Raw genomic sequence first — 26,987 nt, 5'->3', positions numbered from 1 at the left:
CTGACTTGTAATTCATCTCTTGGACAGGGTACAGAGTTTGTGGTGGAAATTCCTGTACACTCAAACCCAAAAAACTGGATGTCACCATTTGTCGAAAGTTAAAAGAGATTGATTTTTGTTCATACTTCCAACAGATCGCATTTCTTTAGAGATGGTCTATCGGGGTTTGTATCATTTTAGCGTCGCTTACGATAAAGGTAAAGCCACAAAGTCCAATTGCTTCACTATAATGAACGATACCAACCAAAAATTAAAGACCATAGACGATCGCATTCAAACAACAGTCCAAGCTATTCAAGCTGAGCATGATTGGTGGCTGTGTCGTCGAGGTTGTGATGGGTGTTGTCGTCAATTAGCTCGTCCTCCGGAATTGAGCGAGTTAGAATGGGCGCGTGTAGATCAAGCAGTTGCTGCACTTGTTCCAGAAGTACGCGCTGAAGTTGAGAACAAAATTGATGCACTGTTAGTACAAATCGCAGAGGATGCAGTGGGACAGTATGTTGTGTCTTGATTGGGACAATAGTTTTCGGTTGGGTGTGATTCGTTCACTCGAAATGAGTAGGAATACTCAAGGATGAGTGACAGGTAAAAGAACCAGGGAACTGGGACAAATCCTGATAACTAATTGACCATGAGGGTGACCTAGCCGTTGTCCAAAGATGTCAGATAATCATATCTGAGTGGTTAAAAGACATGGGTTTGGAATTGAAGCCATCAAAAACACGCCTAACTCATACCCTCCACAAGTATGAATATGAAGAACCGGGGTTCAATTTCCTAGGTTTTTTCATACGACAATTTACAGTAGGTAAATACCACTCAAAACAAGGCTTCAAGACAATCATCACCCCAAGCAATGAAAAGCAGAAGATACACTACGATAGAATAGCCAGTATAATCAACGACCATAAAGCCCTGTCTCAAGAGGCATTAATTGGTAAGTTAAATCCAATAATCAAAGGATGGTCAAACTACTATTCAACGGTTGTCAGTAAAGAGATTTACTCCAAATTAGACCACCTTATGTATCTAAAGCTAAAAGCATGGGCAGAACGCCGCCACCCCAATAAAAACAGGGGATGGGTGACAAAGAAATATTGGCACACAATTGGTGGCAACAACTGGGTATTCTCCACCGCACAGGAAGACAAAAACCCAACGCGGCTTTACAGACATGACGAAACTCCGATAGTTAGGCATGTAAAAGTAAAAGGGGAAGCCAGTCCATACAATGGCAACCTAGTTTACTGGAGTTCAAGAATGGGTACGCATCCCGAAATGCCCAAAAAAGTGGCAACACTTTTGAAACAGCAAAAAGGAAAATGTGCTTTCTGCGGATTGTACTTCAGAACTGAAGACCTATTAGAAGTAGACCACATAATACCCCGCAGTAAAAGGGGAAAAGATGAGTATAAAAACCTTCAGGTACTTCACAAACACTGCCACGATTCTAAAACAGCCCTAGATGGTTTAATTGGAGGTATGCACTTGGACAAGCACCAAATTACTGAGGAGCCGGATGAGGTAAAAGTCTCACGTCCGGTTTTGAAGACAAGTCGCTTTGGTGACGAAGCGGCTTAGTTTAATAACATTGGACAGAAGCAAGCATCAGGGATGGGGAGGAAAAGCAATCAGTCTTTTGTCTCCATTCCCACAGCTAGACTTAAAGACAGGATAAAGCAACTGTGCGATTTTTACGGTATCCAGTTCATTGAAACTGACGAGGCGTACACATCAAAGGCATCGTTCTTTGATAATGACCCCCTTCCGAAACACGGTGAAAAACCCGTAGGATGGGAACCATCGGGCAGGCGAGTACATAGAGGACTGTACCGCACGGGAGCAAAAAACTGGTACATCAACGCAGATGCTAACGCAGCTGCCAACATCCTCAAGAAAGTAAGCACGATACTGGATCTTGATCTTAGTGGAGTGTGTAGAGGGCAATTGACAGCCCTAGCCCGGTTGAACATCTGGAACGGTTCGAGTAAGAACCCTCTACTAGGTGTTGCTGCGTGAAAGACTGGACGCTCCTTTAGGACGGAGAGTCGTCAAATTGCAAACTTATTGAGGCTGAAGTCAGCGTACGTGGCGATCGCATTGCTTGGGGTAATGCTGAGGTGATCGATGATCAGCTGACACGCCTTTGTGGAAAGCCAATTTCTTTTAATGTTCATTTTGACGCTCACCCGATAGGGGAGCGTGGGATGAATGGCGGGTTAAGCTAAATCGTTGAAGAACTTTGACGGGAACGAGTACCGCTAGCTAGGAGCTAGCGGTATTGGCTAATCTAATACCTGAGTCACGACTCCACAAGCTATGCGTCCTCCACCAGCTTCGGCTGAGGTTCCGCCAGCTTTTTGTTGATCTTGTTGCTGGTGAATGATAATTGCACTCCCATTGTTGTCAAAAAAGATCAGGGGACTTTCACTTAGAGTGACGCGAGTGGTTGCATTGTAAGTTGCATATCCCTGCTGATCCACCACCAGGTTGGGCAAATCACCCAAATGGTACGGATGGTTTGCTTCTACGGGAAGTTCTGAACTATATGGACCAGGATCATAATGCCCACCACTTGTGCTAAAAGGTGGTTGGGCATTCTGTTCACACACGCCCACTGCATGGATGTGGAGTCCATGTAACCCAGGAGTTAGAGTTCCCGGATCGCCGTGAATCTCACCCCGAATTTTTACCAAACCATTTTCTAGTTGTATCAAGCTGAGATTACCAGTAATATCTGTACCTGCAATCTCGACTTTTCCTTGTAGAGGGTTGTACGCTTGGCTGGGCTGCACCAACGCAAATCCACAACCCAGTATTAACCCAAAAGTAACTCCAAAGACAAACAAATACTTTAGCAATAGAGACTTAATCACTATGACCTGCTCCAAATTTACTAAACATCTAGTGACATCGTTCGATATTTCCTGCTTCAACCAAGGCAGAAGGCTGCGACTTGTCCACAGGCATTAATTTCGGGGCGAGCCGACCCTAATGTAATGTCCAGTAAATCAAGCACTAAGAGATTACTCCTGCGGGATGGCATTAAGCAAATAATTTGTAATTTGTCATTAATAAATTCAGGGTACATGTACTTTATTTTCTCAATGGAAAATAAACGCTCTTAACTAAATCCAGGTATGTAATAAGTGCCTACTCACCAAAACCCAGATAGCCAACAGCTATCGGAAGCATAAAGTTTCCGGATGTGCTTGGCATATCTTTCCCTTCTAGTTTTTAATAGGTGCAAGGGAAACTAATTTATGCACCTTACGTTGATCGATTGTTGCAGCATGTTTCAGCCTGCGCGATCGCTATGTTGCTTTCTTCTACCAATTTAGACTGATCTCCCCAATCACACAACTGAGACACAAGTGGGATATAAGGGATAAAACTACAGACAGATAGCATAAATGGATGTTCTAGTTACTATGAAATTATGTCAATAGATTTTAAGGAAAATTAACAATGGAACGTTATCCTAGCGATGCAACTGAAACTGCATATAATCAAAAGGATCGTAATGCAGGCGATGTTGGTATTACTCCTCAAGCTGAACTTTGGAACGGTCGCTTTGCTATGATCGGTTTTCTTGCTTACCTACTTTGGGATCTAAGCGGCTACAGTGTAGTAAGAGATGTACTCCACCTCGTTTCCAACACTCCTCGCTAAGCTGTTACACATTTAGTCGCGCTCTGCAAAAAGTGGTATAGTGAGAGCGTTTTCTTTTCTGTTATAAATCCTTACAATTCAAGGTCAACTATCAACCGAAATGTTTTACTTTATGAAGATTTTTGCCTAGTTGGCTGCAACAAGTAAAATCTATTTTCTAGGTGGGAGATTTTTGACCGTAAGCCATAACTTCATAACTTTTCTAATTATAAAATTTATACCAATATCAGCGGACTAGTGACTGCCAAGATTATCTATATTTAGAAATATATACAATTCTTAGTTGATTTTTGAGCAATATCCTGGATCAGTGCTGCAAATGACACTCTGTCCAGTAGACATAGATTTTAGCAAAAGTGCCACCTTATACTAATGAAGATTTTTCATTAATATTTATGATTTCCATAGTTTTAATTTCGGTCACTAACTTTCACAAATAAATGTTAATTCTCACATTACTTACTTCTTCTTAATATTATTATAAATAATAGAGCTTTCAAAGCATCGTTCTTGGCGGTTTGAGTTCAGAAAGCTGCATTGGAGAAAAGCAATGGATAATGTAATATCGCAATTCATATCGCAAATAAACAATGAATTCCATAAAATATTCACCCCAGAAAGTGGAACATCAGCTTCTGAGGGGACAAATCGTCAAGCAGCATCACCTCCAAAAAGAGCTTATACCATTGCGCATCTACTTCCAGGACGAGTGCGACTTCATGTACCTTCGATTTTTCACAACCCATCTTACGTTGAACGCCTAAAAGCATTGCTCGAAGCAGAACAATGGGTTACGAGCGAGCGAATAAATCCCAAAGCGGCATCTATTATCATTACTTATAAGCATAAGATGATATCGAATTCAGAGATGCGATCGCGTTTGGCAAATCTCATTGAGTCTGCTGCTGCGGCGACCAACTCATTAGTAGAATCAACTCAGTCAGCTTTTCGTGTTAGCGAGAATGTTCAACAAGCTAAGCCAACTGTTCAGGTAACAGAAGAAACACCAAAGGTAAAGGCTCCACCTAAAACATCAACTCAGCCAGTCGCTAAAAGGTTCGTAAATCCATTTTTTCGCACTCAGTCTCCTCCCCAACAAACCATCGTCACTGAGGAGTCACCAGTACAACAAGATGTTATTCCATCTAAATCAGAGCAGCGCATTGTCGTAGAACCCAGTCTAGAAGTTACTAACCGAGTCTTTCTTATTGAAGTAGTGGGTTTGCATCAGGGCGAAGAAACTGATGAGAATAACTGGTCTATTCGACACAGCGGCAGTGTAATCATCAGAGTGCCTTACAATCGTATGAATCAAAAAATACAGTCTATTAATCGTTTGGGAGGTAAAATCGTTAGTATCCGACCTGCTTAGGTTACAATCTCAGCCACCCAAAAAGCTGACCTACAGTTAATTGAAAACCGCTGATAAAATTGGGAACTGGTAAAATCTCGTGTTCGTTTTGTAAAATTTCCGGCTGTTGTCCTACTGGATAAACCAACACTGAACGATCGCCTGGATCAATCAACCAACCCAAAGAAGCACCATGATTAAGACAATGCAAAATATTTCCAGTGACTCTTGTAGGGCTTTGATCTGGTGAGAGAATTTCGATTGTCCAATCTGGCGCAACCTCAAAAACATTCGCTACGTCGCCATTCTCATCTCGCACAATCCGTTCCCAAACAAACACAGCTATATCTGGTACAACAGAACGTCCGCCAAAAGTACACCGCAACTCTGGAAAAGCTAGTGCAACTCTTTGAGGTCTCACCAAAGCATTAATGGCACTGACTAATTCACCTTGAAGTATACTGTGTTTTCCTTGAGGCATTGGCTTTCGAATAACTCGACCATTAATATACTCGCTAGCAGGCTTGGTTTCTGGAAGTAGAAGAAATTCTTGTAAAGTCAGGGTTTTTGTTGGTAATTGTACCATGTGCGATCGCCTCCATTCGCTTTTTTTACCCTAAATAAGCTTTTTTAACTCGCTCATCATTCATTAATTTTGATGCTGCACCTGTTAAGGTAATAGAACCTGCTTCCAGGACATAACCACGATTAGCAACTTGCAGAGCTAGGTTAGCATTTTGTTCAACCAGAAGAATGGTAACGCCTGTATTGCGTAGGTTTTCAATGATGGAAAAAATTTCACGAACTATAGTTGGTGCTAAACCCAAACTAGGCTCATCTAAAAGTAGAAGCTGAGGTTTACTCATCAAAGCACGAGCGATCGCCAACATTTGTTGCTCACCACCACTAAGAGTTCCGGCTAATTGATTGCGCCTTTGTGCTAGACGTGGAAATATCTCAAATTGCTTTTGAATATCAGCTTTTACCTCTGCTTGACGAGGACGGATATAACCCCCTAACAGTAAATTATCATAAACAGTTTGCCTTGCTAACACTCTCCGTCCTTCAGGACAATGAGCAATACCCATCTGTACAATTTCGTGCGGTTGACGACGGATAATATTACGTCCGTTATAGATCATCTCACCGCTTCTGGGATTCACTATTTTAGAGATAGCACGGAGAGTGGTAGTTTTTCCTGCACCATTAGCACCAACGAGAGTAACCACCTCACCTTGGTTAACTGTTAAATTAATCTTGTTTAGAGCTTGAATACCACCATAATAAACATCAAGGTCTTTTATTTCTAAAATTGTTAATTTTCCTGTATTATCTAATATATCTGCGTTCATTTTGGGTTATTGTAACTATTCGTTTCCTAAATACGCTTCAATAACGGCTGGGTCGTTTCTGACCACAGATGGTTCACCCAAGGCAATTAATTGACCAAAATCCAAGACAGCAATGCGATCGCACAAACCCATAACCAAAGGTACATGATGTTCAATCAGTATTATTGTTAGATTAAATTGCTCGCGTAGGTTACGAATAAACAGGCTCAGTTCCTGCTTTTCGTGTTCGTTCATCCCAGCCGCAGGCTCGTCAAGAAGTAAGATTTGCGGTTCTAGGGCGAGTGCCCGAGCAATTTCTAAGCGTCTTTGATCGCCGTAAGCGAAGTTTTTAGCTTTTTGAGCAGTGCGATTGCTCAACCCAACAAGATCCAATAACTCCAACGCTTTCTGCCGAGTTTTTTGTTCTTCTTGCGGAGCTGGAGGTATTCCCAAAACACCTGTAAGCATACCGCTTTTGGTATGTAAGTGACGTGCTATTATAACATTTTCTAATGCAGATAGCTCACCGAATAAGCGAATATTTTGGAATGTGCGGGCGATACCCAAACAAGCGATTTTATGAGGAGGCAGTTGAGAAATTTCTTTATCTTTATAAAATAATTCGCCACTAGAAGGGGGAATTAAACCGGTAATTAAATTAAATAAGGTTGTCTTACCAGCACCATTAGGGCCTATGAGTCCAAATATCTCATGTTTATTGACACAAAAAGATACATTATTGACTGCTACTAGACCACCAAAACGGCGAGTCAAAGATTTTGCTTCTAATATCAGTGTTTCGGATTCCTTCGTAGTCATATGTTAAGGGGCATGGGGCATGGGGCATGGGGCATTGGGCATGGGGCATTGGGGATTGGGGATTGGGGATTGGGTACTTCCTCCCCTACTCCCTGAAACTTTTGACTTTTGACTTTTGACTTTTGACTTTTGACTTCCCCAGAGGGGCTGCTCCCCTGCTAAGATTTCCCTCACTCAGACACTCCTTTGTGACGCTTCTTAAAGACATCTGGAGTGACCAAACCTTGGGGGAAAAAAATTGTACCAACAACAATCAATAATCCAAAAATAATTAATCTCCCATCTCGTAAAAATTGAGCAAGCCAGTTGGGTAAACCACCTGTATCTGCTATGTTTCGCAAAATTTCAGGCAATGCTGTGAATACCATACCTCCAACTACTGACCCTAAAAAAGTTCTAGAACCACCGATCAATACAAAAGTTAAGTAGATAATACTAGCATCGAAGGTGCCTTGACGAGCATTCCAGGTATTGAGAAAATGGGCGCTAACTGCACCAACAACGCCTGCTAGAATCGCGCCTAAAGTGAAAGCCAAGACTTTATAGTAAGTCTGGTTAATTCCCATCGCACCAGCAGCTAACTCATCTTCGCGGATCGCTGTAAATGCTCTACCTACTCGGACACGTTCTAAACGGTAAAGTAAGACCATGCTAATTATCAGTAATGGCAACGCAATCCATAAATATTCTATTGGTGTTTGGAAAGGTTGAGGAATAGCAAAAATGCCTACAGCACCACCTGTGATTTCTAGATTTAGGGATAAAACTCGTAGTATTTCTACTAACGCAATAGTGGCGATCGCAAGATAAATCCCCCGCAGCCGCAACGCCGGAATTCCCACCGCTAAACCCAGCAAACCAGAAACTACACCAGCAATTAACATCTCTAATAACAGCAGTGGAATTGGAAATAACCCACTGGTAGAGGTAAACACTTTTGTGGAGAGAATTGCTGCTATATACCCACCTAAAGCATAAAACCCAGGACTAGCTAAAGACAACTGTCCAGCCATGATTGGTAAGTACAGTGACAGTCCTAGCAACGCCCCTAGTACCATAGAGACGATTAAAGATCCGTAAGTGGTAAAAAATTCAGTCATTACTAATATAGTTCAGGCTATTTCATTCTCCGATGAGTTATGCGATGCTCATGCGCGGAGCCGCCAAAGGCGATCGCACCAGTGAACGAGGTTTCTAATACCCCATCCACTTTGCAATTAGAGTACATTAAGTTTTAACTATTTAAAGATAACTTCCTCTTGGACATCGATGTTAAGAACTTTTATCAGTTCCAGAAGTTTGGTAAAACTAGCACCTGCATATTTACTAGCTTCATCACGTTGAACCTGTTGGGCTTTAACTTTTAAAAGTTCTGCCAGTTGTTCTTGTGTAAGACCACGAGCAATGCGCGCCTTAATCAGTGCTTCTGGTAATTGATCAAAGCTTAATTTTAAACATTTTATTTTACCATCTTTGATTTGTTCATATTCTTCTACTTCTTCGCGAAGTTCTTCAAGTTGACTCTGAAGAGACTCTAGATGAACTCGGTAGCGCAATTTCTGATTTTCATCATTTGCTAAAGCACTATTGTTTAGTTGCTCTATCGCCTCTTCAAATTTTTTGATTTGTACTTTTGTAATTTTGTACTGTCTTTCGTTTAAAATCATCGTGAAATTAGATTGACTCCATAATCTGATTTTTCACGAGATAAAAACATAAAAGTTTTAATAGTAGACCCCATATAACAGTTTTCTTAAAGGTCAATTGCTACTATCCCTTTAGGATTTCCATTACGGTCTCTCTGAAAAAACTCTAAGAAAGTATTCCCTGAAAAATCAGCTTGACTACTACAAAGAAATAGTTCTCCACCGTACTTTGCTTTTTGTGCTGCGCGTTTATTTGAGAAATCTAGTAATACTGGGTCTAAAAGTTCTAATTCTACTCCATTATCATCCCAGCAGGCATCGAAATCTCCAGGATATTCTTTGTCAGTAACAAAGCTACCCCCAATATAAACTCTACAGCAACCAGCTTTTTTTAAGGATTCACAAGCCCGCTTCAGTCCAGCTAAAAGTTCTTGACGCCTCTCGTTAAAAGCTAAACAGTCATATACATCTTGCCAACTAACAATATGGATGCCTGGTGGCAAGTTTCCGTATTCGTTAAATTTTGGTAGAGTCGACATATTTCTCTATTTTTGAAATTTGTAAAAATCATAAGCTCCCTGCCAATTTTCCTTTAACTCGTGGTTTGTATAAAAAAAATACACATTTTTTAGGTGTGTAAATATCTTATATTTTGTATATTAACACAATAATTTTGTTGTGTTAAAAAATTATCTTTCCCTAACTAAAACCGATTCCATCTACAAAAATGAGGGGATACTATGGAGTTGCGAGACTAGTGAAGCATCACCTGATGATCGGATGAATGTAAAAGGGTATGCGACACAGGCTATCCTCTCGAAGTAGAGGATCTCCGTGTCTTTGCATCCTCTTCAATCTCTCTTTAAGCACTATTGCCTAAAATTTAGCCGAAAACTGAAAACACAATTTTCGCTCCTGCAATTACTATTTCTCTAATCACTACACCTTTTGAATAAACCGACGACCTAGTAAACCTTGAGGGCGAACTAATAACATAATAAACAAAATGCCGAAGGAAACCGCATCTTTATAGCCAGAGTATTGACTTGGGACAAATGCCTCGACTAGTCCAATAACTAAACCTCCCAGTACCGAACCAGGGATACTCCCTAAACCACCCAAGACAATCACTGCTAAACCCCGCAAACCAAAACCAATACCAAAATATGGTCCAGCAATACTAACACTGGAGGCGACCAAAGTCCCGGCTACTCCTGCCAAAAAACTGCTGATGAAAAATGTGAGAATAATATATCGGTCAGTATTAATTCCTAGCAAGCTAGCAGTTGTGGGATCTTCTGCGATCGCCTGCATTGCCTTCCCATATTTAGTACTACTGATAAAATAGGTGAGTATCCCGACAATCACCATCGATACAGCAAAAATCACCAGTTGAACTGTCCGAATAGGTATAGGGTTTTCTGCTGTACCAAAGTTGATAGCGGCTGGCAAGTTTCCGTAAGTGTCAGCAGGAAATGTGTAACTTTCTGCCCCTACTAAATATTGAATCACGTTAACAATGACGACTGACACACCTAAGCTAGAAACAACTGTCAGTAACGACTCAGATCCCTTACGCCGTAGGGGTTGAAAAGCAATACGTTCTACTGCAACTCCAACGAATCCTGCAAGAATACTTCCTAAAATTAACGCGATCGCAAACGGTAATTTTATCGGTGCACTTGCATTAGCCAGCAACCCATTAAATCCAAAAGCGTTACCCATGAGTGTATAAGTCAAATATGCACCCAAGGTAAAAACAGCCCCATGAGCTAAATTAATAATCCCTAAAATCGAGTAAACAAGGGTGTATCCTAAAGCAAAAATAGCATAGACACTCCCTATAGATAACCCGTTCAAAAATTGTTGTAAAAATAGTGTTATATTCATCTTGGAACTATTTTAGAAATACGAATTTACCATTAGTTCCGCTTGGATCCATTTTTATTTGAGATACGTAAAACTCCTTCTGAATCACCTCACCTGCTGGGGTGAAAGAAATCTCTCCTAAAGGAGTGTTGTACTTCCCTGCTAATAGCTGCTTATTCAATTCAGTACGCAGTTTATCAAGAGGCATTGTACTAACTTTAGTCTTTTTATCTAAAGCTTTCAACGCTTCCACATACACTTGTACAGCTGTAAAAGATTGAGCACTAAATTGGGCAGGTTCTTTCTTATATTGGTCTACATAGGCTTTATGGAATACTTTGTTAATCTCTCCTGGGGACTCAGGACTGTAAGCTTGAGCAACTAACACCCCATCACAAAGCGCTTTACAAACTGAAAAAATATTTGGTGTATTCAGCCCATTGCCACCAATAATTATGCCTTTATAACCTAGTTCCCGCAATTGTTTAACTAAGTTACCTCCATCTGCAGCTAAACCTGATATGATAGCCAAGTCTGGTTTTGAGTTAAGAGCATTGGTAGCCTGGGTTTGAAAATCAGTATCCGTGGTTTGGAACTGTTGCACTGTCACGACTTCCAACCCTTGGTCTTTAACTGTTTTCTGAAAAATTTCTGTTTCTGACTTGTTAAATGCATCGTTCTGAGCGTAAAAGACTGCAACTCGTTTAATCTTAGGATTTTGCTTAAGTGCAGCTTTGACTGAGTTAGGTGCTACCACAGAAACAGGTGCAGACACACGAGAAACATATTCGCCGATCTCAGGGATTCCTTTGGCTGTATTTGATGCTCCAATAACTGGAACTTTAGCACGGTCTGCAATTGGGTCAGCACTAAAAGCTTGCTGTGATAAAGTAGGACCGACAATACCTACCACTTTATTTTTGTTAATCAGAGTTTGAAAAGCGTTAATAGCTCCAGCTTCATCACCACCAGTGTCTTGCATCACCAGTTTAATCTTAGTCCCATTAATACCGCCCTGATCATTAAAATACTTTTCAGCCATTCTGGCTCCCACAAATCCCTCTTGACCAAGTAACGCTACATTACTCGTTTGTGCCAAAGCAATACCAATGGGGATAGTATCAGATGTAGTTGTTGTTGCCGAGGTGTTAGTTGCAGTATTAGTGCTATTACTACTGCAAGCTGATAGCACCATAGCGCAAGTTGCAAGTAATGCGGTTGTCAAAGTAGCCGTTTTTTTCATGGATTGATGATAAAGCACTGATTGAATGATCTCTATTTGACCACGCAAAGGCAACGGTTAAAAGTATTTTTTTATCTAGCTGAGCCCATTATACGAACAACGTCAACACATAAAAGATCGGTTAATCTATAAATTAATAGTATATTAGTATGATCATCTCCCAGGCTACTTAGAGTTTTGTTGCATCAATATTGGGTCGAGATATTATCACATAACTGTCAACAAAAAAAGGGATTCAGGGCATATCCTCAAAGCATTTTGACAGGCAGATATAGTTCCTTAACTCTACCTAATTGATGAGATAATTTTTTCATATTGTATTGCTATTTTATTTACTCGATGGTAGAGTTAAACATGTAAAATTAAGTCTCAAAAAATCAAAATGATTCTTTGAATTTGTTACGGGGAAGCCGTAATGCATTAATTTGTTCTAATTGAAGAGAGAAATTTACAAATTCATTTGTAGACTCGATTATGCATGTAGATCAAATATGTTTGTAATGAATTCTCTCTAATTGCTTGATTAGTGTGAACAATCTCGAACAAATTAACTAACCTAATCTAGTTAGTTATTAATAATCGATTTTTTGTAAAAATGTGCGTTTTAGTCACAGAATTAAAAAAACGCTCAGAGATTTTATCGAATACTAAGAGGGTGCCTTTCATGATAAGTCGGGATGAATTTTGGATGATGGCTGATGAAGCTCGATTAGAAACTGAATATTTAGCCGACGAGAAACTGCACTATTTACAAAGGGCTTCTTTAGAAACTTTGCAGCGTATATGTCTTCAGTATCGATACTTTACTAAAGAATTTCCCAATAACCTTGGGATTTTGATTGCCAAGCTTCCTTATGGAAAGCTGAAAAGCTTGCTGGCAGAGATTTTGGCAGAAGAGTTAGGGGAAGGTGAAGAAAAAAAGGCACACTTAAAACTTTGGGATAACTTTCTGATTAGTATTGGTATTAGCGATAGTGTTTTTGAAAGCTCAATTAACTCAGAGAATAAAGCTTTGCTCGAGGAAATTAAGCAGCTAACAATAAGCCAATCTCCTGCGTATGCTGTAGGTTTATGTGGTATGGGAGGGGAGTGTCTGTGCCAAATTTATTTATCTACAATGTATAAGAACCTTATTCAAAATCCTTACATTCAAGACAATAAAGCAAATATTGATTGGGAATTTTGGAAGTTCCACGTTGGTGAAGCAGATATTATCCACCGTCAATTGGTTAGACAAGCGATTAATGAGATGACTGATATTAATCCATCTTGTGTAGAGGATTTAGCTGCTGGTTACCAAAAAGCTAAACATAAATGGGATACCTTCTGGAATAATGTTTACACAGCTGCTCATATCGCTGAAAAAATGCAACCAGTCATTTAATTAGCAGCAAAAAAATTGCTATTTGCATCCATGCAGAATACCTCTATTCTGCAACGCACTCTATCCTTTATTAAGGAGGGAAATTTGTTGGAAACTTTCCTAGCTATCCTACCCTTAGGGGTTTCTATACTAATGCTGGTGGTACTGCAACGAGGTGGCAAACAAGCTGGGATTGCTACATTAATATCTAGTATTATTCCAACACTCATTTTTCCCTTTTTTCACCTATCTGCTGAACAACTATTCATTGCGTTGGGTAAGGGTGTCTCTGCTTCATTGTTGGTTTTTTACTTGCTACTTCCTAGCTTGCTACTTTACCATCTGCTACAAGCTACAGGTGGAATGCGTGTTTTAGGGTGGGGTATTGCTCGTCTAGTTCCTGATCGAGATATACAAGTCTTACTCTTGGTGATGGGGTTAGCACCTTTTGCAGAGTCTGTAACTGGCTTTGGAGTAGGTACTATCTTGATTATTCCAATCTTTGTTGCACTTGATTTTAGCTTAACCCAATCAGCGATCCTAGGGATGCTAGGTCAAATGGCTATACCTTGGGGTGGATTAGGGATAGGTACAATTCTAGGAGCACAGCTAACCAACTTAGATCCAAGCATATTAGCAGCCCATACAGCTTTGTTAACAGCTCCTCTACCCTCTGTTTATGGGCTGGTAGCATTAGCGGTTGCTGGTGGTAAAAAGTCTTGCCAGCATCAATGGTCAGCTGCGATCGCAGTGGGGGCTATATTATCTGTAAGTCTATACGTGTTCAGTTTAAGCCTAGGAGTTGAACTTGCAGGGATCATTGCAAGTGTAATAGCTATATGTATCTTGCTAGCTTGTGGGTATGTAGAGGTTCGCAAGAATCGTCAAAAAGGGGTATTGTCTACTAGTAGCAATAGACCAAAAAAAACAATTAGCTTTCAATCGAACGTTAATTCTACTGACCAAAAAATAGGTACTGTTAAACTATCCCTTTGGCAAGTATTAGCACCATACATATTTTTAACAGCGTTGCTCCTTGTGTCTCGCTTAATCCTACCAATCAAAATCTGGCTTCAGAGCCATTTTGTCTTATCGATTCCCGCTATCAATCTAAATTTAGCTTTACTATACAACCCTGGCTTTACCATATTCGTGACAGTATTCGCGGCTGTTAAAATTCTCGGTGTTGGACGATCGCAATTTCGAGTTGGAGTAATGTCAGCTTGGCGACAGTTTCTACCTGGAGGAGTTGCTATTGCCTGTTTTCTCATGGCATCTCAGGTTATGCAAACCAGTGGTATGATGACAACAATAGGTACAGCAGCAGCAACCCTTGGACACAATTACAAGTGGGTAGCGCCTTGGCTAGCTGCATTAGGTGGCTGGGTTACTGGTTCAAGTACAAGTAGTAATGCCTTGTTTTCTCAACTACAGCTAGCGATAAGTACTCGCTCTGGACTACCATTAGATTGGTTAATGAGCGCGCAGAACGGTGCTAGTGCTCACGCAACAATAATTGCACCTGCTCGCATGATTCTTGCTGCTACTACTGTAGGACTTTATAAAGGTGAAGCACTCTTACTTAGATTGATGGCACCATTAGCTTTAGCTGCAGTAGCAATCACGATGTTACTTTTAGCTTTGGCTACTAACTATTAACATCATTTTAAATGCAAAGTATATTTTTTTGAGATATTTTACTAGTAACTTGGCATAACAACTACTGAAGAACTTTTTTGATTTTTTTACCCACTCTATGATAGAGTAAAAAGTGACAAATCTTAGACAAAATGCTCGTAAAAACTTGCAGAAAGTAGTAGAATTCAAACTCTAAAAATATCTGCATACGGGTCTAATATAATGCAACTTTTTATTCCTGTTAGTGCGTTAAACTTCAGGAAAAATTAAGTTGTTATAACTGCCTAAGTCGTCGCTTATCAAAGCATATTGAAAAGAGTTTTTTTAGGGATTCTCAATCCCTAATTTTTCTGCTGCTCATTATCAATAATCTCCAATTATCGGCAATGGGAAATGGAAAACTCACCCGATTTCATACTTTGATTACTACCTGTGAAAAGTGAGTTCTATTTGTAAAAGCTAGATAGGTAAAATTCATGCAACCAGCTGTTGATGCCTCGATATTATCACAATTTTCGCCACGAATGTCTCACAGCATTTCATTTAGTGGTCAGCAGCCAGTCCCACCATGGCATAATAAACGATTACGCTCAAAACTTGCTTCAAGGGATTGTAACAACAAAAATTGTGATCAATCTGGATTACCAAATCTTACAATCAAAATTAAGACTATAAAGACGCCCACTATCTTTCCTGAAAAACAAGGTAAGCTCCAACTTATTATTACTAATGAAGGAAGTGGAAACTTTGAAGGTTCTTTCGATGTTAATCTTTATGCATCAACAGATTCAGTCCTTGACTTACCTCTTAATCAGGGTAATCTAGCAGGTAAAGATGAGTTGCTAGGTACTATACATTCTCGAACTAATAATTTACGATCTGGTCAGTCTAAAACACTCATTGTTCAGTTTGCCAATTCTGAAATTAGAACACCTTCTGTTGTTGCGCCAGGAGCTTATTATCTAATTGCTGCAGTTGATTCAAACAACACTATTAACCAAAGCAATACAACGAATAAAGCCGTTGAGTTTATTTCAACGGAAGGCACAGATGCAGTTATTAGATGGAATGCAATAGCATTAAACACTATACAGGCTACTCTAACACCAACTTTGTTTGTTTCACGCAATTTAGCAATAGTGCATACGGCTATTTATGATGCTGCTAATGCGATCTATCAAACTCACAAACCCTATCTTGTGAATGTAGATCCATCAGAGGTTGGAAACGCTTCACCTGAAGCAGCAGTGGTTGAAGCAGCTTACGAAGTGTTAGTTAATCTGTATCCAACACAAAAAGCTGTTCTGGATCAGCAGCAACTTATATCTTTAGCACAAATTCCTGATGGTGCAGCGAAGGATGCTGGTATTGCATTAGGCAAACGTGTTGCCGATCAAATTATAGCTTTGCGTAGCAACGATGGATCAGCTCAGGCAACTCAACCTCCTTACAGCTTACCACCATCACCTGGTATATGGCGACCAACCCCTCCTAATTTTTCAGTAGCAGCAAACCCTAATTGGGGTAAGGTGACTCCGTTTGCTATACCAAGTGGTTCCGCATTTCGTCCAAGTGGTTTTCCTGCTCTTGAAAGTATTGCATATGCACAAGAGTTCAATACAGTTAAAACTTTGGGTGCTGCAAACAGCACTATCCGCACTCCAGAACAAACAGAAATTGCTAAGTTCTGGGCTTATGGACGCGCAGACACTTTTGCTACCCCTGGTGCATTGAATTCCCTTGCAGAAGGAATAGCTTTGCACCATGGTAATACACTAGAAGAAAATGTTAGGTTATTTGCTTTACTGAACATAGCAGAAGCTGATGCTGGCATTGCTGCCTATGATGCTAAATATACATTTAATAGATGGCGACCAATTACGGCAATTCAGGAAGCGGACACTGCTACGAATCCAAATACTGTTCCCGATCCAACCTGGAACTCTCTATTAGTCACTCCATCACATCCTGATTACTTAGCAGCACATGCTGTGTTTGGTGGTGCAGCTAGTAAAATTTTGTCTGACTTCTTTGGTGAGAACACTAGTTTTACCGCCACTTCACAAGAGCTACCTGGTGTTTTTCATTCATACAATAGCTTTACACAGTTAGCTCAAGAAGTTGGTGCTAGTCGTATTTATGGTGGAGTGCATTTTCCGTCTGCTGTCGAAGATGGTATTACAACAGGTATTGCTGTAGGCGAATTTGTATCTCGGAACGCTCTACCTCCTTCTGGTAGGGGATCAAGCAGGAAATAAAGGCTAGTTGACGGTAGATACCCAGCAGTTATAGGATTTTGTTGGGTCTCTACTAGCTGAAACGCTCCATAAATCGACGATCAATCCAATCTTTCCAGCGCCAGAATAGCTTGTGAGGTGGTAATGTGAAAATTCCGCGTGAGGCGATCGCACGTCCATCCCCTGTACCGATTAAACTCAAGTATTGTTTCTGTGGTTTATAAGGTTTGAGAACTTTACCCAACATCATCCGTTGTAAGTTCTCAAACAAAGGCTTACCTTGCCTAACAGCGAACACTCCCGCTTTTGGACGCGGATGATTGATCATTGTAGCAATATCCCCCGCCGCAAATACGTGGGGATGGCTTTGAGATTGCAAGGTGTCCTCAACAAGAATAAAACCTTGCTCATTAGTAGATAGTCCGGTAGTTTTTAACCAGGGAGGTGCAGACGCTTGTGTCACCCAAAAAATCGGATTACACTCTACTGTTAAGCCGGATTCACAGATAACTTGCTGTAGTTCAACTCTAGACACAGTTTCTCCCAAGTGCAACTTAATACCGCGCTGCAGTAGAAGTTGTTTGACTTGGCGTTGTGCACAGTGATGATAATCAGGCATTAATTCAGCATGACGTTGGAATAAATGAATTTCTGGATAACCCGGATTCAAAATCTTATGCAATCTTGCTTGCATTGACAGCGCCAATTCTACACCGCCTGCACCACCACCCACGATCCCAATGCTAATTGCCTGTTGAATATTTGTTTTAAGTTCACACGTAACATTTCTGGACAGAGCATCCCAATATTTTAATAATTGTGGGACTGGCTTAGCTGGAATAGCATGTTCTTCTGCACCGGGTACAGATATCATCGCTGGAGTGCTACCAATATCTATCGATAAAACATCAAAATCTATCTGAGGATAGTTGGCACAAAGAACTTTATTGTTTTTCAAATCTAGACCGACAACTCGGTCGATATATAACTGTGCTTGGGCAAAATTTGCTAACCATCGCAGGTTAATATGACATTGTTCGTAAGTATAAAATCCTGCAATATATCCCGGTAGCATTCCAGAGTAAGGTGTATCTTTACTCTCAGTAATCAAAGTTAAACGTACTCCAGGTAATTGTTTGCTCGCGAACATTTTCAGAACAATTGCATGGCTGTGACCGCCACCAATCAATACTAAATCTTTAAAAACCGGTTCTAAAGTTTGCAGCATCTTCATAAAAGTAGAGAGCAGTTAACACGTTATATGTACTTGTAAAGTAACTCCTATGCACGCCGGATTCCTATACTGGTAAACCTGGCTGCAGAACTGTTCCCCTATCCCCTATCCCCTAATTAAACATTCTTGGTCTATAATTAGATTCTCTATAAATTGTGAGTTGCTATTGTAGGTAGTCATTATTAATGATTAACATCTGATGCACAACGACGCGCTTGGTTTTAGAATCTGGTTAGTAGAATCTTCTTTGAGTATTACTGAGCAGGGTAAGAGTCAAAAAAGACAAGCTAAGTGGCTAGATTCAACTATTAAGTAGCGCTCATCACAAGTAGATATAAAACGAATACAAATTTGTCTGGGTGCAGTCTACGATTGAAAAACAAATAAGCGAGGATTATCTTCAAATTGACTAGAAATTTATGAAGATTATAACTCACTTTGTGCAAAATAATACTGCGTTTAGACTACAGGAGGTACAAAGTTCCCCCGGAAAAAATTTATACTTAAACAACTCTATTCGCGCCGGGCAAGAGGTCAGAATCGTAGTTTGTCGAATAGACTCTAGGAAAGTTAAATGCCAAAAATGAGAGTAGCAGTTATCTATATGCGGGGTTCTGTAATAAGCTTACTGATCCAATTGCTTGGCAAAAATCCTTTGCTGGATCATATACATAAAAAGCTCAGAAAATTACATAACATCTAGCAGCTAAGTGACAGAAAATTCACTCGTTCTTGTGACAGGTATTGAAATTTTGAGACAAATGCTATACTCTTTAATTCCCAATATTTTACGTAATCATTCTGTGTTGCGAGGGATACAATAATTATGTCTGCTAAGAAGACAGACGTACTTAGGGGTTGGTTGATAGTAATAACACTTCTGTTTAGTCTATCACCGACTGTAATTTTATTAGCATTTCCCAAAAGTCAGGGATTGTCAGATCAGGAAAAAATAGAAAGTAGAACTCAAGCATTAGCAACTACTGCAACACTTTTCTTGGGATTAGCAGTCATGATTAATGCTTATTATGCAAGATCACGATCAGAAGCTATGCACAAGAATGCGCTTACTGCTGAGAAAAACATTGAAATTGGCATGAAAAATATTCAGCTAGCTCAAGAGCATTTGATTGCAGAACGTATGATGACTGCAATTACACAGCTTGGGCATCACAATGTGGCAACACGGACAGGCGCAATTTATACGTTAGAGAGAGTTGCTCAAGATTCTCCTCAAGAGTATTGGACAGTAATGGAAATTCTCACTGCCTTTATAAGAGAAAATACTGCCAGTAGACTTGAACAAGAGAACATTAGTGCCGAAGATATCTCGCCCGACAACGTAAGTACGGAGATAGAAACACCTAAGCTCAGGTTTGTTGAACGGCAAACTGAAGCTAGAGCAAAGATCCCAACTGATATTCAAGCTGCGCTGACTGTGATTGGTAGGCGTAACGTGGAGAAGGATCCCAAAAATTACAAACTAGATCTACGAAGGGCTGATCTTTGTGGTGCAGATCTGCGACAAGCCAACCTACAAAAGGCGGATCTACGAAAAGCTGATCTTTATGGAGTGGATCTGCGCGAAGCCAATCTGTCTGGAGCAGATCTAGAGCAAGCTAATCTGTCTGGAGCTATCTTGTGTGAAGCCAATTTGGAGTTGTCCAATTTACATGAAGCTAACCTCAGTGGAGCAAACCTGAATCGGGCGTCGGTGTGCAATGCCAACCTCCGTGCAGCTAACCTCTCTGGAGCTAGTATTCGTGCAGCAGATTTGTGTGATGCTAACCTCTATAAGGCTAACTTACACGGGGCAAATCTCAAGGTTGCTAACCTTTCTGGAGCAAAGCTTTTTCTTGCAAACCTACAAGGCGCAAAGCTGGGTAAGGCAAATTTGCAAGGAACAGGTTTGATAGGGGCTAATTTACAACAAGCCAACCTGAATGGAGCCAATTTGCAACAAGCAAACTTGAACGCAGCAAAACTACAACATACAGAGATCTTATTTGCTAACCTCTCTGAGGCGAGTATGAGAGAAGCTGATTTGGGTGGAGCAAACCTTATAGGAACTAGCCTACAAAGAGCAATACTCGATGAAGCTAATTTCTGTGGGGCAAATCTCACGGCTGCTAACCTTCATGAGGCAAACCTTTGTGATGTCAAACTAGACGGGGCAATTCTTACAGGGGTCAAAAACTTGGAACCACACCAGATTACAATGGCATTGGGCGATCGCACTACTCGTCTACCTGATAATGTTCCACCACCAACACATTGGATGCAAATCAGTTAAGCAACTTGTTAAAAGAGCAGTTAAGTAGTTGGACAAAATTAAATTCATTCATGGAGAAAGGGAATAGGCAATAGTCATATTCCAATCAGGGTGCTTCTACCAATTGTATTACATAAGCTATTAATATCTGCGGTCTGAGGATTTGCCATTCATCTCAGAGGTGCAGCAGGTGCATTGATTGTTTCAAGCATAACCTTATAAATGTGGGTTTGATCCACTACACCAGGAACGCCAGTAATCGAATAAGTCTTGGCAGCACCTTTAGGAGGATAATCAACAAAAGTAACTTCCTTACCTATATACTTAGCTAAGCTGACTGGGCCACCTTGATAATAAACTGGTACTAAATGGTTAGTGTGAGTACCCCAAGCGTACTTCGTATTAGAATCTGAACCCCAATAATGACCTGCTTGTGTAGGTTTGTGCTTGCTATAAGTCAAATTTTGTGCACCAAACTCAGCTAATAATTGAGGAAAATTGGGATTCAGCGTCAGATAGTGATCGTGATCAGCAGTGACAATCAGCAAATTCTTCTGCCAGCCGCCATTTTTATTAATCCAATCGAGTACAGTTTCAACGGCTTTGTCAAAGCTATTTACGGTACCGATGAGATCATCCATATTATTGTCGTGACAAGCCCAGTCAATATCACCGCCTTCAACCATCAACCAGAAGCCGTCTGGATCCTTACCCAAAACCGTAAGCGCAGCTTTTGTTAGATCTGCTAAGGTGGGGTTTTCATTGATTTCTCTGGCGATGAATTGAGCATCAGTTTCGCCGGGAGACAAAGGACGTATAGTGTCAGGTTGAGGAATTTGATTGTTTTTCTCTGCGGTGGAGTGTAAGGAGGAGTTACTCAATCCTGTGCTACTGTAATCGCCGTTAGCTGTAGCCAGGGGAAGATTACCGTTTTGCCCACGAGCACCATACAACCCTAGTAGTCTATCTGTTCTGGGATCAAGTTTAGCGGCAGTTTTCAACAACGTTGCAGTTGCGTTTGGAGATCGTTCTAGAAACGTGTAGCCGTATTCGTTAGAAGTAGGTTTGCTCTTGAGTTTTTCGTAAGTTGATTGGTTGATGTAGGTGTAATTATAGACTCCTCCAACGTTAGTCTTGTTTTCCAAATCCAAAGGGTGACCCCCACCCAGTAAAACAGTTGGTTTAAATAACCGTAGAGATTGCTGGAGAATGTTATCTAGATCGGGGCTTGCCAAGTCATATTTATTACGACGGTTCACAAAGGATGTGGCAGCAGCAGGAGTTGCATGGCTAATTGGTACTGAGGTGACTAAGCCTGTAGACTTGCCTTTGAGTGCAGCTTTCTCTAAAATAGTTGTTTGGCGTTTTTCATAAATATCTACACCTAGGGCATTGTTATAAGTCTTAACACCAGTGTAGAGAGCAGTAGCTGTGTTAGCAGAGTCGGGGTAGTTTTGTTTAATGTACTCTTTGTCGTTACCAGGTGTCCAAGGATTCACACCACCGCGAGCAACATCATAGCCTACAAGATTACCTTCTGATGTGCTGCTTCCACTCCCGGAATTATCAAGATTAAAAGTAGGGTTGAAATTAAAGCCAGCACGAATAGGACTTTGAGCAGTTGCGGGGTTAGTTCCATCCAGTGCAGAGTTATTAGTGGAAAACTTACCGTCACTACCTTTAATAGTGGTACCGTATGTAGTTGCTAAGGTGTAACCAGAAAGCTTTTGAAAATTCAAACCTTGTCCTTTATCGTTAGTGTACATGGTCAAGCCTTTCGCTACTGCCGCAGCGCGAGCCATTTCCCAACCCATCCCGTCGCCAATCATTAAAATAACGTTGATCCCGTTACCATGTGGCGATAGCGAAGCGCTGCCCCCGGAGGGGGATCGCAGCAGATTTGGCACACAACCAAACATCAACAAGGTAACAGACAGCACCAAGGCAATTAATCTTTTATGTTTTGGACGTAATCTGCTCATTAGAATTCCCTTAGCAAGTCTTGTCAGAACCCGACGGTTCTAGGAACACCAATAGACATCTCCGAAATAGTAATGTTTTGTGGTAAAATGCCTGCATTTTTTCCTATAAACTAGTCACACCAAGGCTTTGATAATATCTTACCTGCTTTGTGCCTTCTCAAGTGACTACACCGACATCATTTTTTTTCTAAAATTTCTTCAAATTTATGGTTATGAATCTTAATTATGCAAAATTTCCTCATGGTATTAGAATTATCTGAATTCCAACTCAGTCCAAATCCCGAAGTTTTATTCACAGGAAGTCTAACTGAGTGCAAATTCTGAAGAATCTCTTCCCTTGTTGGTTCTTTTGATAACTCGATTGCTTTAATAAAAGCTTGTGTTGCATCGTAGCTAGTAGCAACACGCCAATAAATTGTTTTTTCCCATCTTTTTGCAGCTTGCTTCATATAGTCAGATTTTTCTGCTAAGCAAGGACTGACAAAAACCATTCCCTCAATGAAGTTTTTTCCCTTTTGTTTAGTCTCTTCTTCGGATAGTGACATAGAGCTTAATAGTTGTATTTTTTGCTCTGATGGTAGCTGACCATTTATTCTATTGAATGCAATTGCTACGGAATTAGTTTCTACGCTAGCTATTAAAAAAGCTGCTTTGCTTTTTTGTTTAGCAATATTTTCTATCTGTTCTTCAATATCTAGATTAGGATCACTTATTGAAATACCATTATCATTATTGACTATTTTTCCCCCTAACTTATTGAAAGCATCTTTAAAATCTTTCTGGAGGCTATTGCTATAGAGACTTGTTTTGTCATAAAAAATAATTATTTCATCTAAATTTAAATGATATTTAATATATTGAGCATATTTGTGAGCAGATTCTTTTGTAGAGTTAACAGCCCGAAAGAATACATCTCCTTTTAATTTACTACTAGAACTTGTAGGAGAAACCATAGCTACTCGCATTTCTTTATAGATAGGTAATGCTTGATAACTACTCTCACTAGCATGATGTCCTATAACTCCTAAAATATCTTTTTTATCAGCCAATTCTTTTGCAATTTTTTCAGCGACTGGTGGTTCATTTCCATCATTAGCAATAACTATCTCTAGCAAACGATTATTTTTCCCGCCACGTTCATTAAATTCAGTTTGAGCATCAGCCACACCTCTTAATACTTCTTTGGCTGCATATTCATAGTAGTCAATAGAAACAACAACTGCTAGCTTTAAAGGGTTACCCTTGAGCCTAGCTCTAGCGTTGTTGAGATAGATCTGAGATACTGGATCGGTAACATCACTTTGTATAGCTTGTTGAAATAATTTAATAGCTTGGCTGTAGTCTCCTTTTTTAAAATATTCAGTCCCCCGAGAAAGATGAAAATTATTACTAGAAAGAAAGGCTATTTTTTCTCCACTAGTAATCAATGTTCTAAAACAGATGTCCTTGCCTTTTTCGATATCCTTGATTTTTTCTCCTACAACTCCTTTTTCAATAGGACAGGAACCATATTTTTCATAAAACCAAAATCCTGATCCGATAGTTCCTAGAAAAAAGCTGCCCACTGTTAATAAAATAATTGTTAAATTTCTATTGTATTTTGATTCCTTACTAGCATTCAAATACTGATAATCTCTCTGACTCAAGTTTTTATTATCTTTCCATCGAAGAGCTTCTTCTAAATCTTTTCCTTTTAGAAGTTTAGAGCGATCTTTGCTATGAGAAACAAACCAAGCCTTCATCGATTGAGCATAAGGGCGAATTGTTGCTAATTGATTATCAATCCATTGAGAGTTAAAGATAGCTTTATAAAGATTATTATAAACTTTAACCTTTTTTGTTTGTTGGACTACTAACCCAGACAATCTTAACTTTAAAAGAATCTCTGGATCTATTTCCTCGGTTTGTATCTCGTCTTTTTCCAAAATTTTTCGATAAGTTTCCAGTAGGTTTATCTGGTAATTTTCATCTTCTAAAATTCTGTATTTTATCGTTCTTAAATGTGGAGGATTATCCTGATCTTCCCAATTATTAATAATTTTTGATATAACTATTTCTTCTATTTGTCTTTTCTCATAACCTGTAGTTAATCTCACATCAATTTGACTAACTAATTTACATATTTTTTGAGTTAGAAAAGGTTGTCCGCCAGTCCATCGCAAAATTTCCTTCATAACCGCTTGAGTATCGTCTGCTTTCTCCTGTAATCCTTCGGTTAATGGCTGGACTTCTGTCAATTGGAAACCTTGCAGTTCAATTGCTGTCCCAATATTGAAAGGTGTTTCTGTTCGATCTTGAATTAAATCTGAAGGAGTGGCTACTCCTAACAGAGCAAAGGTGAGACGCTTAAATTCTGGATTGATCGACCGCTGGTTATAAAAATAGCGAATTAAGGCAAAAAAATCATCGAGGCAATATTCTAGACTTAGAATACTATCAATTTCATCGATAAAAATCACAATTTGTTTATCAATTTTTTTGAGAAGTATCTGTTCAACAAAATCGCTAAATCGTTTGGCTAGCGTCAAGCATTCACGTTTGTGCCACCATTTTTCCAAATCAAATTGTTCCCATAACTCAAAAGCACTCAACAAACTATCTATAAGACTCCAGTACCACTTTTCTCTTGTCGTATCGCTTTGACTACCGAACTGAGTGAGATCCACAAAAGCAGTGACAATTCCATCGTTTTGCAGTCTTTGCATCGTCCGCACACCTAAGCTCGACTTGCCCATTTGGCGACAGTTTAGAACATAACAATAGCAACTCTCTTTTAAGGCTTGATAAAGGTCTTCGTCTGCCTGGCGTATGACATATGTTGGCCAGTTAATCGGCAGACTGCCTCCTACGTAATATTTATTGTTATTCATAATACAGACCGGAAATATTGATGATACAAATGACAACGAGGCATTACTTTGTTGTCTTGTTTACTTACTAATCCCATGCTCCACAATAAATAAATTTTCATTGGGTCTAATTCCACCCAGCTTGACGCTGTGACAACTGTTTTATATGCTTTTGCCAAATCTGCATCCTGACGCAAAATTGCTAATAGACCCCGCAAATGATCTCTGTAGATTCCTGCTTCAGTGGGTGCTTGTCGTAACAATTGTTCCAAATTTATAGATTGAGTTGCCAAATGATAAAGTGCTAACCGGATTAAATAGGGATGTCCCCCAATTATCATCATCAATTTATCTACTTGGGAATCTGCCCATCCCAATCCATGACGAATGGCTAAATTCTTGATCTGTTCTACGCTAAACTCGGAAAGCTCGATAGGTTCGCCAACATTGAAAGGAGATTGAGTGGCTTTCAGTTTGACGTACACCTCTGTTGAATGAGAAATAATCAACCGCAACTTGCCCCAAATAGGTGAAGTTTTTGCTTTCTCATGCCAGAGCCGCAATAGCGTTAAAAAATCCTGCGCGACAGCATAGGGAAAAATACGCTCGACCTCATCCAAACCTAAAACTAAGGGACAATTAATTTGAGGTAATAAATATCGCTCAAAATAAGTTGTACAATTATGTCTTAGCTCAGAAGAGGATTTCCAATAATTTATCAATTGCTGTTCTAATCCTAGCTGTTCTCCGATAATAGTGCAGAACCAACGCAAAAATTTTTCTGAATCATCTAACTTCTCTCGATCTGCTTCTGCAAGGTTAACCTCCACAGCACAAATTTGCATTTTCTTTTTAGCTTCAGCAAATATTCGGGTCATCAATGAGGTTTTCCCCATCAACTTTGGGGCTTTAATACGAATCAACGCACCGGATTGGAGAATTGCTTGAGAGCAGTGCAATTCAATATTATTTCGCGGTAGATAAAAATAAGACTCTAGCGGGACTCTGCCATTGGGATATTCAAACGAAGGACACCCGACTCGCTGGCGAGATAGCGGAGCAACCCATTCTGGTTTAAATTTGCAGCACAAAATTATTAACTCATCTCGGTGAGAACAACCACGGGTATTTTCGCTTTGTGTTAAGTAAAATTTTTTACAAATATTAGCAAGATGAGCTCTAACATTTTCCTGTGTACAATATAGAACCTCAGCGGTCGCTCTATCATCTTTCCCCTCTAAGAACAGCCGTAAAACTTTTTCTTCCTGCTTGGTTAATTTCTCTAGGATTGTGTCAAATGTTTCCTGATCCATCTGTACTTAGAGTAAGTTCACTTTTTTGAATTGGTTTCCATTCTAACTTTACTTAACAACCAGGCTGTCAGAGCAGGTGTTGAAAAATTTAAACAAATACAGAAACTATAGACTTATCACCATCAATTTTTCTATTCCTGGGAGGATAGGGCTTAGGGTAACAAGTAT

Annotated in this window: 22 protein-coding genes and 2 pseudogenes; 10 read left to right on the top strand and 14 right to left on the bottom strand. The window is 39.9% G+C overall.

Annotation, left to right across the window (positions count from 1 at the left end; genetic code table 11):
• Positions 1-115: 115 nt before the first annotated feature.
• The 3 genes from G4P69_RS20725 (at position 116) to G4P69_RS20715 (ending at position 2,019) form a co-directional block, all read left to right on the top strand.
• A complete protein-coding gene (locus G4P69_RS20725) occupies positions 116-511 on the top strand; it encodes a hypothetical protein (protein ID WP_208339223.1) in 396 nt (131 codons plus the stop codon).
• Between the two features lie 188 nt (positions 512-699).
• Positions 700-1,581, top strand: coding sequence for a group II intron reverse transcriptase (locus tag G4P69_RS20720; RefSeq protein WP_452039078.1), 882 nt, complete (start codon positions 700-702; stop codon positions 1,579-1,581).
• Positions 1,582-1,614: 33 nt separating this feature from the next.
• Entirely contained in the window at positions 1,615-2,019 is a 405-nt protein-coding gene (locus G4P69_RS20715) for a zinc ribbon domain-containing protein (protein ID WP_243902136.1), read from the top strand.
• 32 nt (positions 2,020-2,051) lie between these two features.
• On the opposite strand, the gene G4P69_RS39980 is transcribed toward G4P69_RS20715, so the two are convergent.
• Together G4P69_RS39980 and G4P69_RS20710 are read right to left on the bottom strand one after the other, a co-directional pair.
• Positions 2,052-2,177: a hypothetical protein gene (locus G4P69_RS39980; RefSeq protein ID WP_279605109.1), complete on the bottom strand. Its 126-nt coding sequence runs from the start codon at positions 2,175-2,177 to the stop codon at positions 2,052-2,054.
• A 108-nt stretch (positions 2,178-2,285) separates the two neighbouring features.
• Positions 2,286-2,879: a superoxide dismutase family protein gene (locus tag G4P69_RS20710; RefSeq protein WP_208339220.1), complete on the bottom strand. Its 594-nt coding sequence runs from the start codon at positions 2,877-2,879 to the stop codon at positions 2,286-2,288.
• A gap of 589 nt (positions 2,880-3,468) precedes the next feature.
• On the opposite strand from G4P69_RS20710, the gene G4P69_RS20705 reads away from it, so the two are divergent.
• The 3 genes and pseudogenes from G4P69_RS20705 to G4P69_RS39350 form a co-directional block, all read left to right on the top strand.
• Complete coding sequence (locus G4P69_RS20705; RefSeq protein WP_208339194.1) at positions 3,469-3,672, top strand: chlorophyll a/b-binding protein; 204 nt, start codon at positions 3,469-3,471, stop codon at positions 3,670-3,672.
• 550 nt (positions 3,673-4,222) lie between these two features.
• Positions 4,223-4,582: pseudogene (locus G4P69_RS39355) on the top strand (HMA2 domain-containing protein); the annotation flags it as partial.
• Between the two features lie 252 nt (positions 4,583-4,834).
• Positions 4,835-5,035 (top strand): annotated as a pseudogene (locus G4P69_RS39350) (phycobilisome linker polypeptide); the annotation flags it as partial.
• Between the two features lie 10 nt (positions 5,036-5,045).
• Here the strand turns inward: G4P69_RS39350 and G4P69_RS20695 are convergent.
• From G4P69_RS20695 to G4P69_RS20660, 8 genes are all read right to left on the bottom strand, one after another.
• Complete coding sequence (locus G4P69_RS20695) at positions 5,046-5,609, bottom strand: Uma2 family endonuclease (RefSeq protein WP_208339193.1); 564 nt, start codon at positions 5,607-5,609, stop codon at positions 5,046-5,048.
• A gap of 25 nt (positions 5,610-5,634) precedes the next feature.
• Positions 5,635-6,375, bottom strand: coding sequence for an ABC transporter ATP-binding protein (locus tag G4P69_RS20690; RefSeq protein WP_208339192.1), 741 nt, complete (start codon positions 6,373-6,375; stop codon positions 5,635-5,637).
• Positions 6,376-6,390: 15 nt separating this feature from the next.
• Positions 6,391-7,173 (bottom strand): ABC transporter ATP-binding protein, encoded by a 783-nt coding sequence (locus G4P69_RS20685; protein WP_208339191.1) that lies wholly within the window; start codon positions 7,171-7,173, stop codon positions 6,391-6,393.
• Positions 7,174-7,343: 170 nt separating this feature from the next.
• A complete protein-coding gene (locus G4P69_RS20680) occupies positions 7,344-8,273 on the bottom strand; it encodes a branched-chain amino acid ABC transporter permease (RefSeq protein ID WP_208339190.1) in 930 nt (309 codons plus the stop codon).
• A 138-nt stretch (positions 8,274-8,411) separates the two neighbouring features.
• Positions 8,412-8,840, bottom strand: coding sequence for a helix-turn-helix transcriptional regulator (locus G4P69_RS20675; RefSeq protein ID WP_208339189.1), 429 nt, complete (start codon positions 8,838-8,840; stop codon positions 8,412-8,414).
• A gap of 86 nt (positions 8,841-8,926) precedes the next feature.
• Positions 8,927-9,358 carry a DUF6932 family protein gene (locus G4P69_RS20670; protein ID WP_208339188.1) on the bottom strand — a complete coding sequence of 144 codons (432 nt, stop codon included), beginning with the start codon at positions 9,356-9,358 and terminating at the stop codon, positions 8,927-8,929.
• Positions 9,359-9,758: 400 nt separating this feature from the next.
• Complete coding sequence (locus G4P69_RS20665; RefSeq protein WP_208339187.1) at positions 9,759-10,709, bottom strand: branched-chain amino acid ABC transporter permease; 951 nt, start codon at positions 10,707-10,709, stop codon at positions 9,759-9,761.
• A 7-nt stretch (positions 10,710-10,716) separates the two neighbouring features.
• A complete protein-coding gene (locus G4P69_RS20660; RefSeq protein WP_208339186.1) occupies positions 10,717-11,931 on the bottom strand; it encodes an ABC transporter substrate-binding protein in 1,215 nt (404 codons plus the stop codon).
• A gap of 664 nt (positions 11,932-12,595) precedes the next feature.
• Here G4P69_RS20660 and G4P69_RS20655 point away from each other — a divergent pair.
• From G4P69_RS20655 to G4P69_RS20645, 3 genes are all read left to right on the top strand, one after another.
• Complete coding sequence (locus tag G4P69_RS20655; RefSeq protein WP_208339185.1) at positions 12,596-13,315, top strand: iron-containing redox enzyme family protein; 720 nt, start codon at positions 12,596-12,598, stop codon at positions 13,313-13,315.
• A gap of 30 nt (positions 13,316-13,345) precedes the next feature.
• The gene (locus tag G4P69_RS20650; RefSeq protein WP_208339184.1) at positions 13,346-14,953 is read left to right on the top strand and encodes an L-lactate permease; all 1,608 of its coding nucleotides are present in this window, start codon (positions 13,346-13,348) and stop codon (positions 14,951-14,953) included.
• 455 nt (positions 14,954-15,408) lie between these two features.
• Complete coding sequence (locus G4P69_RS20645; RefSeq protein ID WP_208339183.1) at positions 15,409-17,190, top strand: CARDB domain-containing protein; 1,782 nt, start codon at positions 15,409-15,411, stop codon at positions 17,188-17,190.
• 52 nt (positions 17,191-17,242) lie between these two features.
• On the opposite strand, the gene G4P69_RS20640 is transcribed toward G4P69_RS20645, so the two are convergent.
• On the bottom strand, positions 17,243-18,397 hold the full coding sequence (locus G4P69_RS20640; protein WP_208339182.1) for an FAD-dependent oxidoreductase: 1,155 nt from the start codon (positions 18,395-18,397) through the stop codon (positions 17,243-17,245).
• A gap of 832 nt (positions 18,398-19,229) precedes the next feature.
• Between G4P69_RS20640 and G4P69_RS20635 the strand changes: the two genes are divergently transcribed.
• Positions 19,230-20,696, top strand: a complete 1,467-nt coding sequence (locus G4P69_RS20635) for a pentapeptide repeat-containing protein (RefSeq protein ID WP_208339181.1) — start codon at positions 19,230-19,232, stop codon at positions 20,694-20,696.
• A gap of 149 nt (positions 20,697-20,845) precedes the next feature.
• Here the strand turns inward: G4P69_RS20635 and G4P69_RS20630 are convergent, their stop codons facing one another.
• The 3 genes from G4P69_RS20630 to G4P69_RS20620 all read right to left on the bottom strand — a co-directional run bounded on the left by G4P69_RS20630 (position 20,846) and on the right by G4P69_RS20620 (position 26,819).
• Complete coding sequence (locus G4P69_RS20630; RefSeq protein ID WP_208339180.1) at positions 20,846-22,657, bottom strand: alkaline phosphatase; 1,812 nt, start codon at positions 22,655-22,657, stop codon at positions 20,846-20,848.
• 176 nt (positions 22,658-22,833) lie between these two features.
• Positions 22,834-25,527, bottom strand: a complete 2,694-nt coding sequence (locus G4P69_RS20625; RefSeq protein ID WP_208339179.1) for an AAA-like domain-containing protein — start codon at positions 25,525-25,527, stop codon at positions 22,834-22,836.
• Positions 25,524-26,819: an AAA-like domain-containing protein gene (locus tag G4P69_RS20620; RefSeq protein ID WP_208339178.1), complete on the bottom strand. Its 1,296-nt coding sequence runs from the start codon at positions 26,817-26,819 to the stop codon at positions 25,524-25,526. The genes G4P69_RS20625 and G4P69_RS20620 overlap by 4 nt, the downstream gene beginning before the upstream one ends.
• Between the last annotated feature and the right edge of the window lie 168 nt (positions 26,820-26,987).

This window comes from Aetokthonos hydrillicola CCALA 1050, assembly GCF_017591665.1.
GTDB lineage: Bacteria > Cyanobacteriota > Cyanobacteriia > Cyanobacteriales > Nostocaceae > Aetokthonos > Aetokthonos hydrillicola.
Note: the sequence above shows the minus strand (reverse complement) of the source record. Positions and strands in the feature narration are given on the sequence as shown.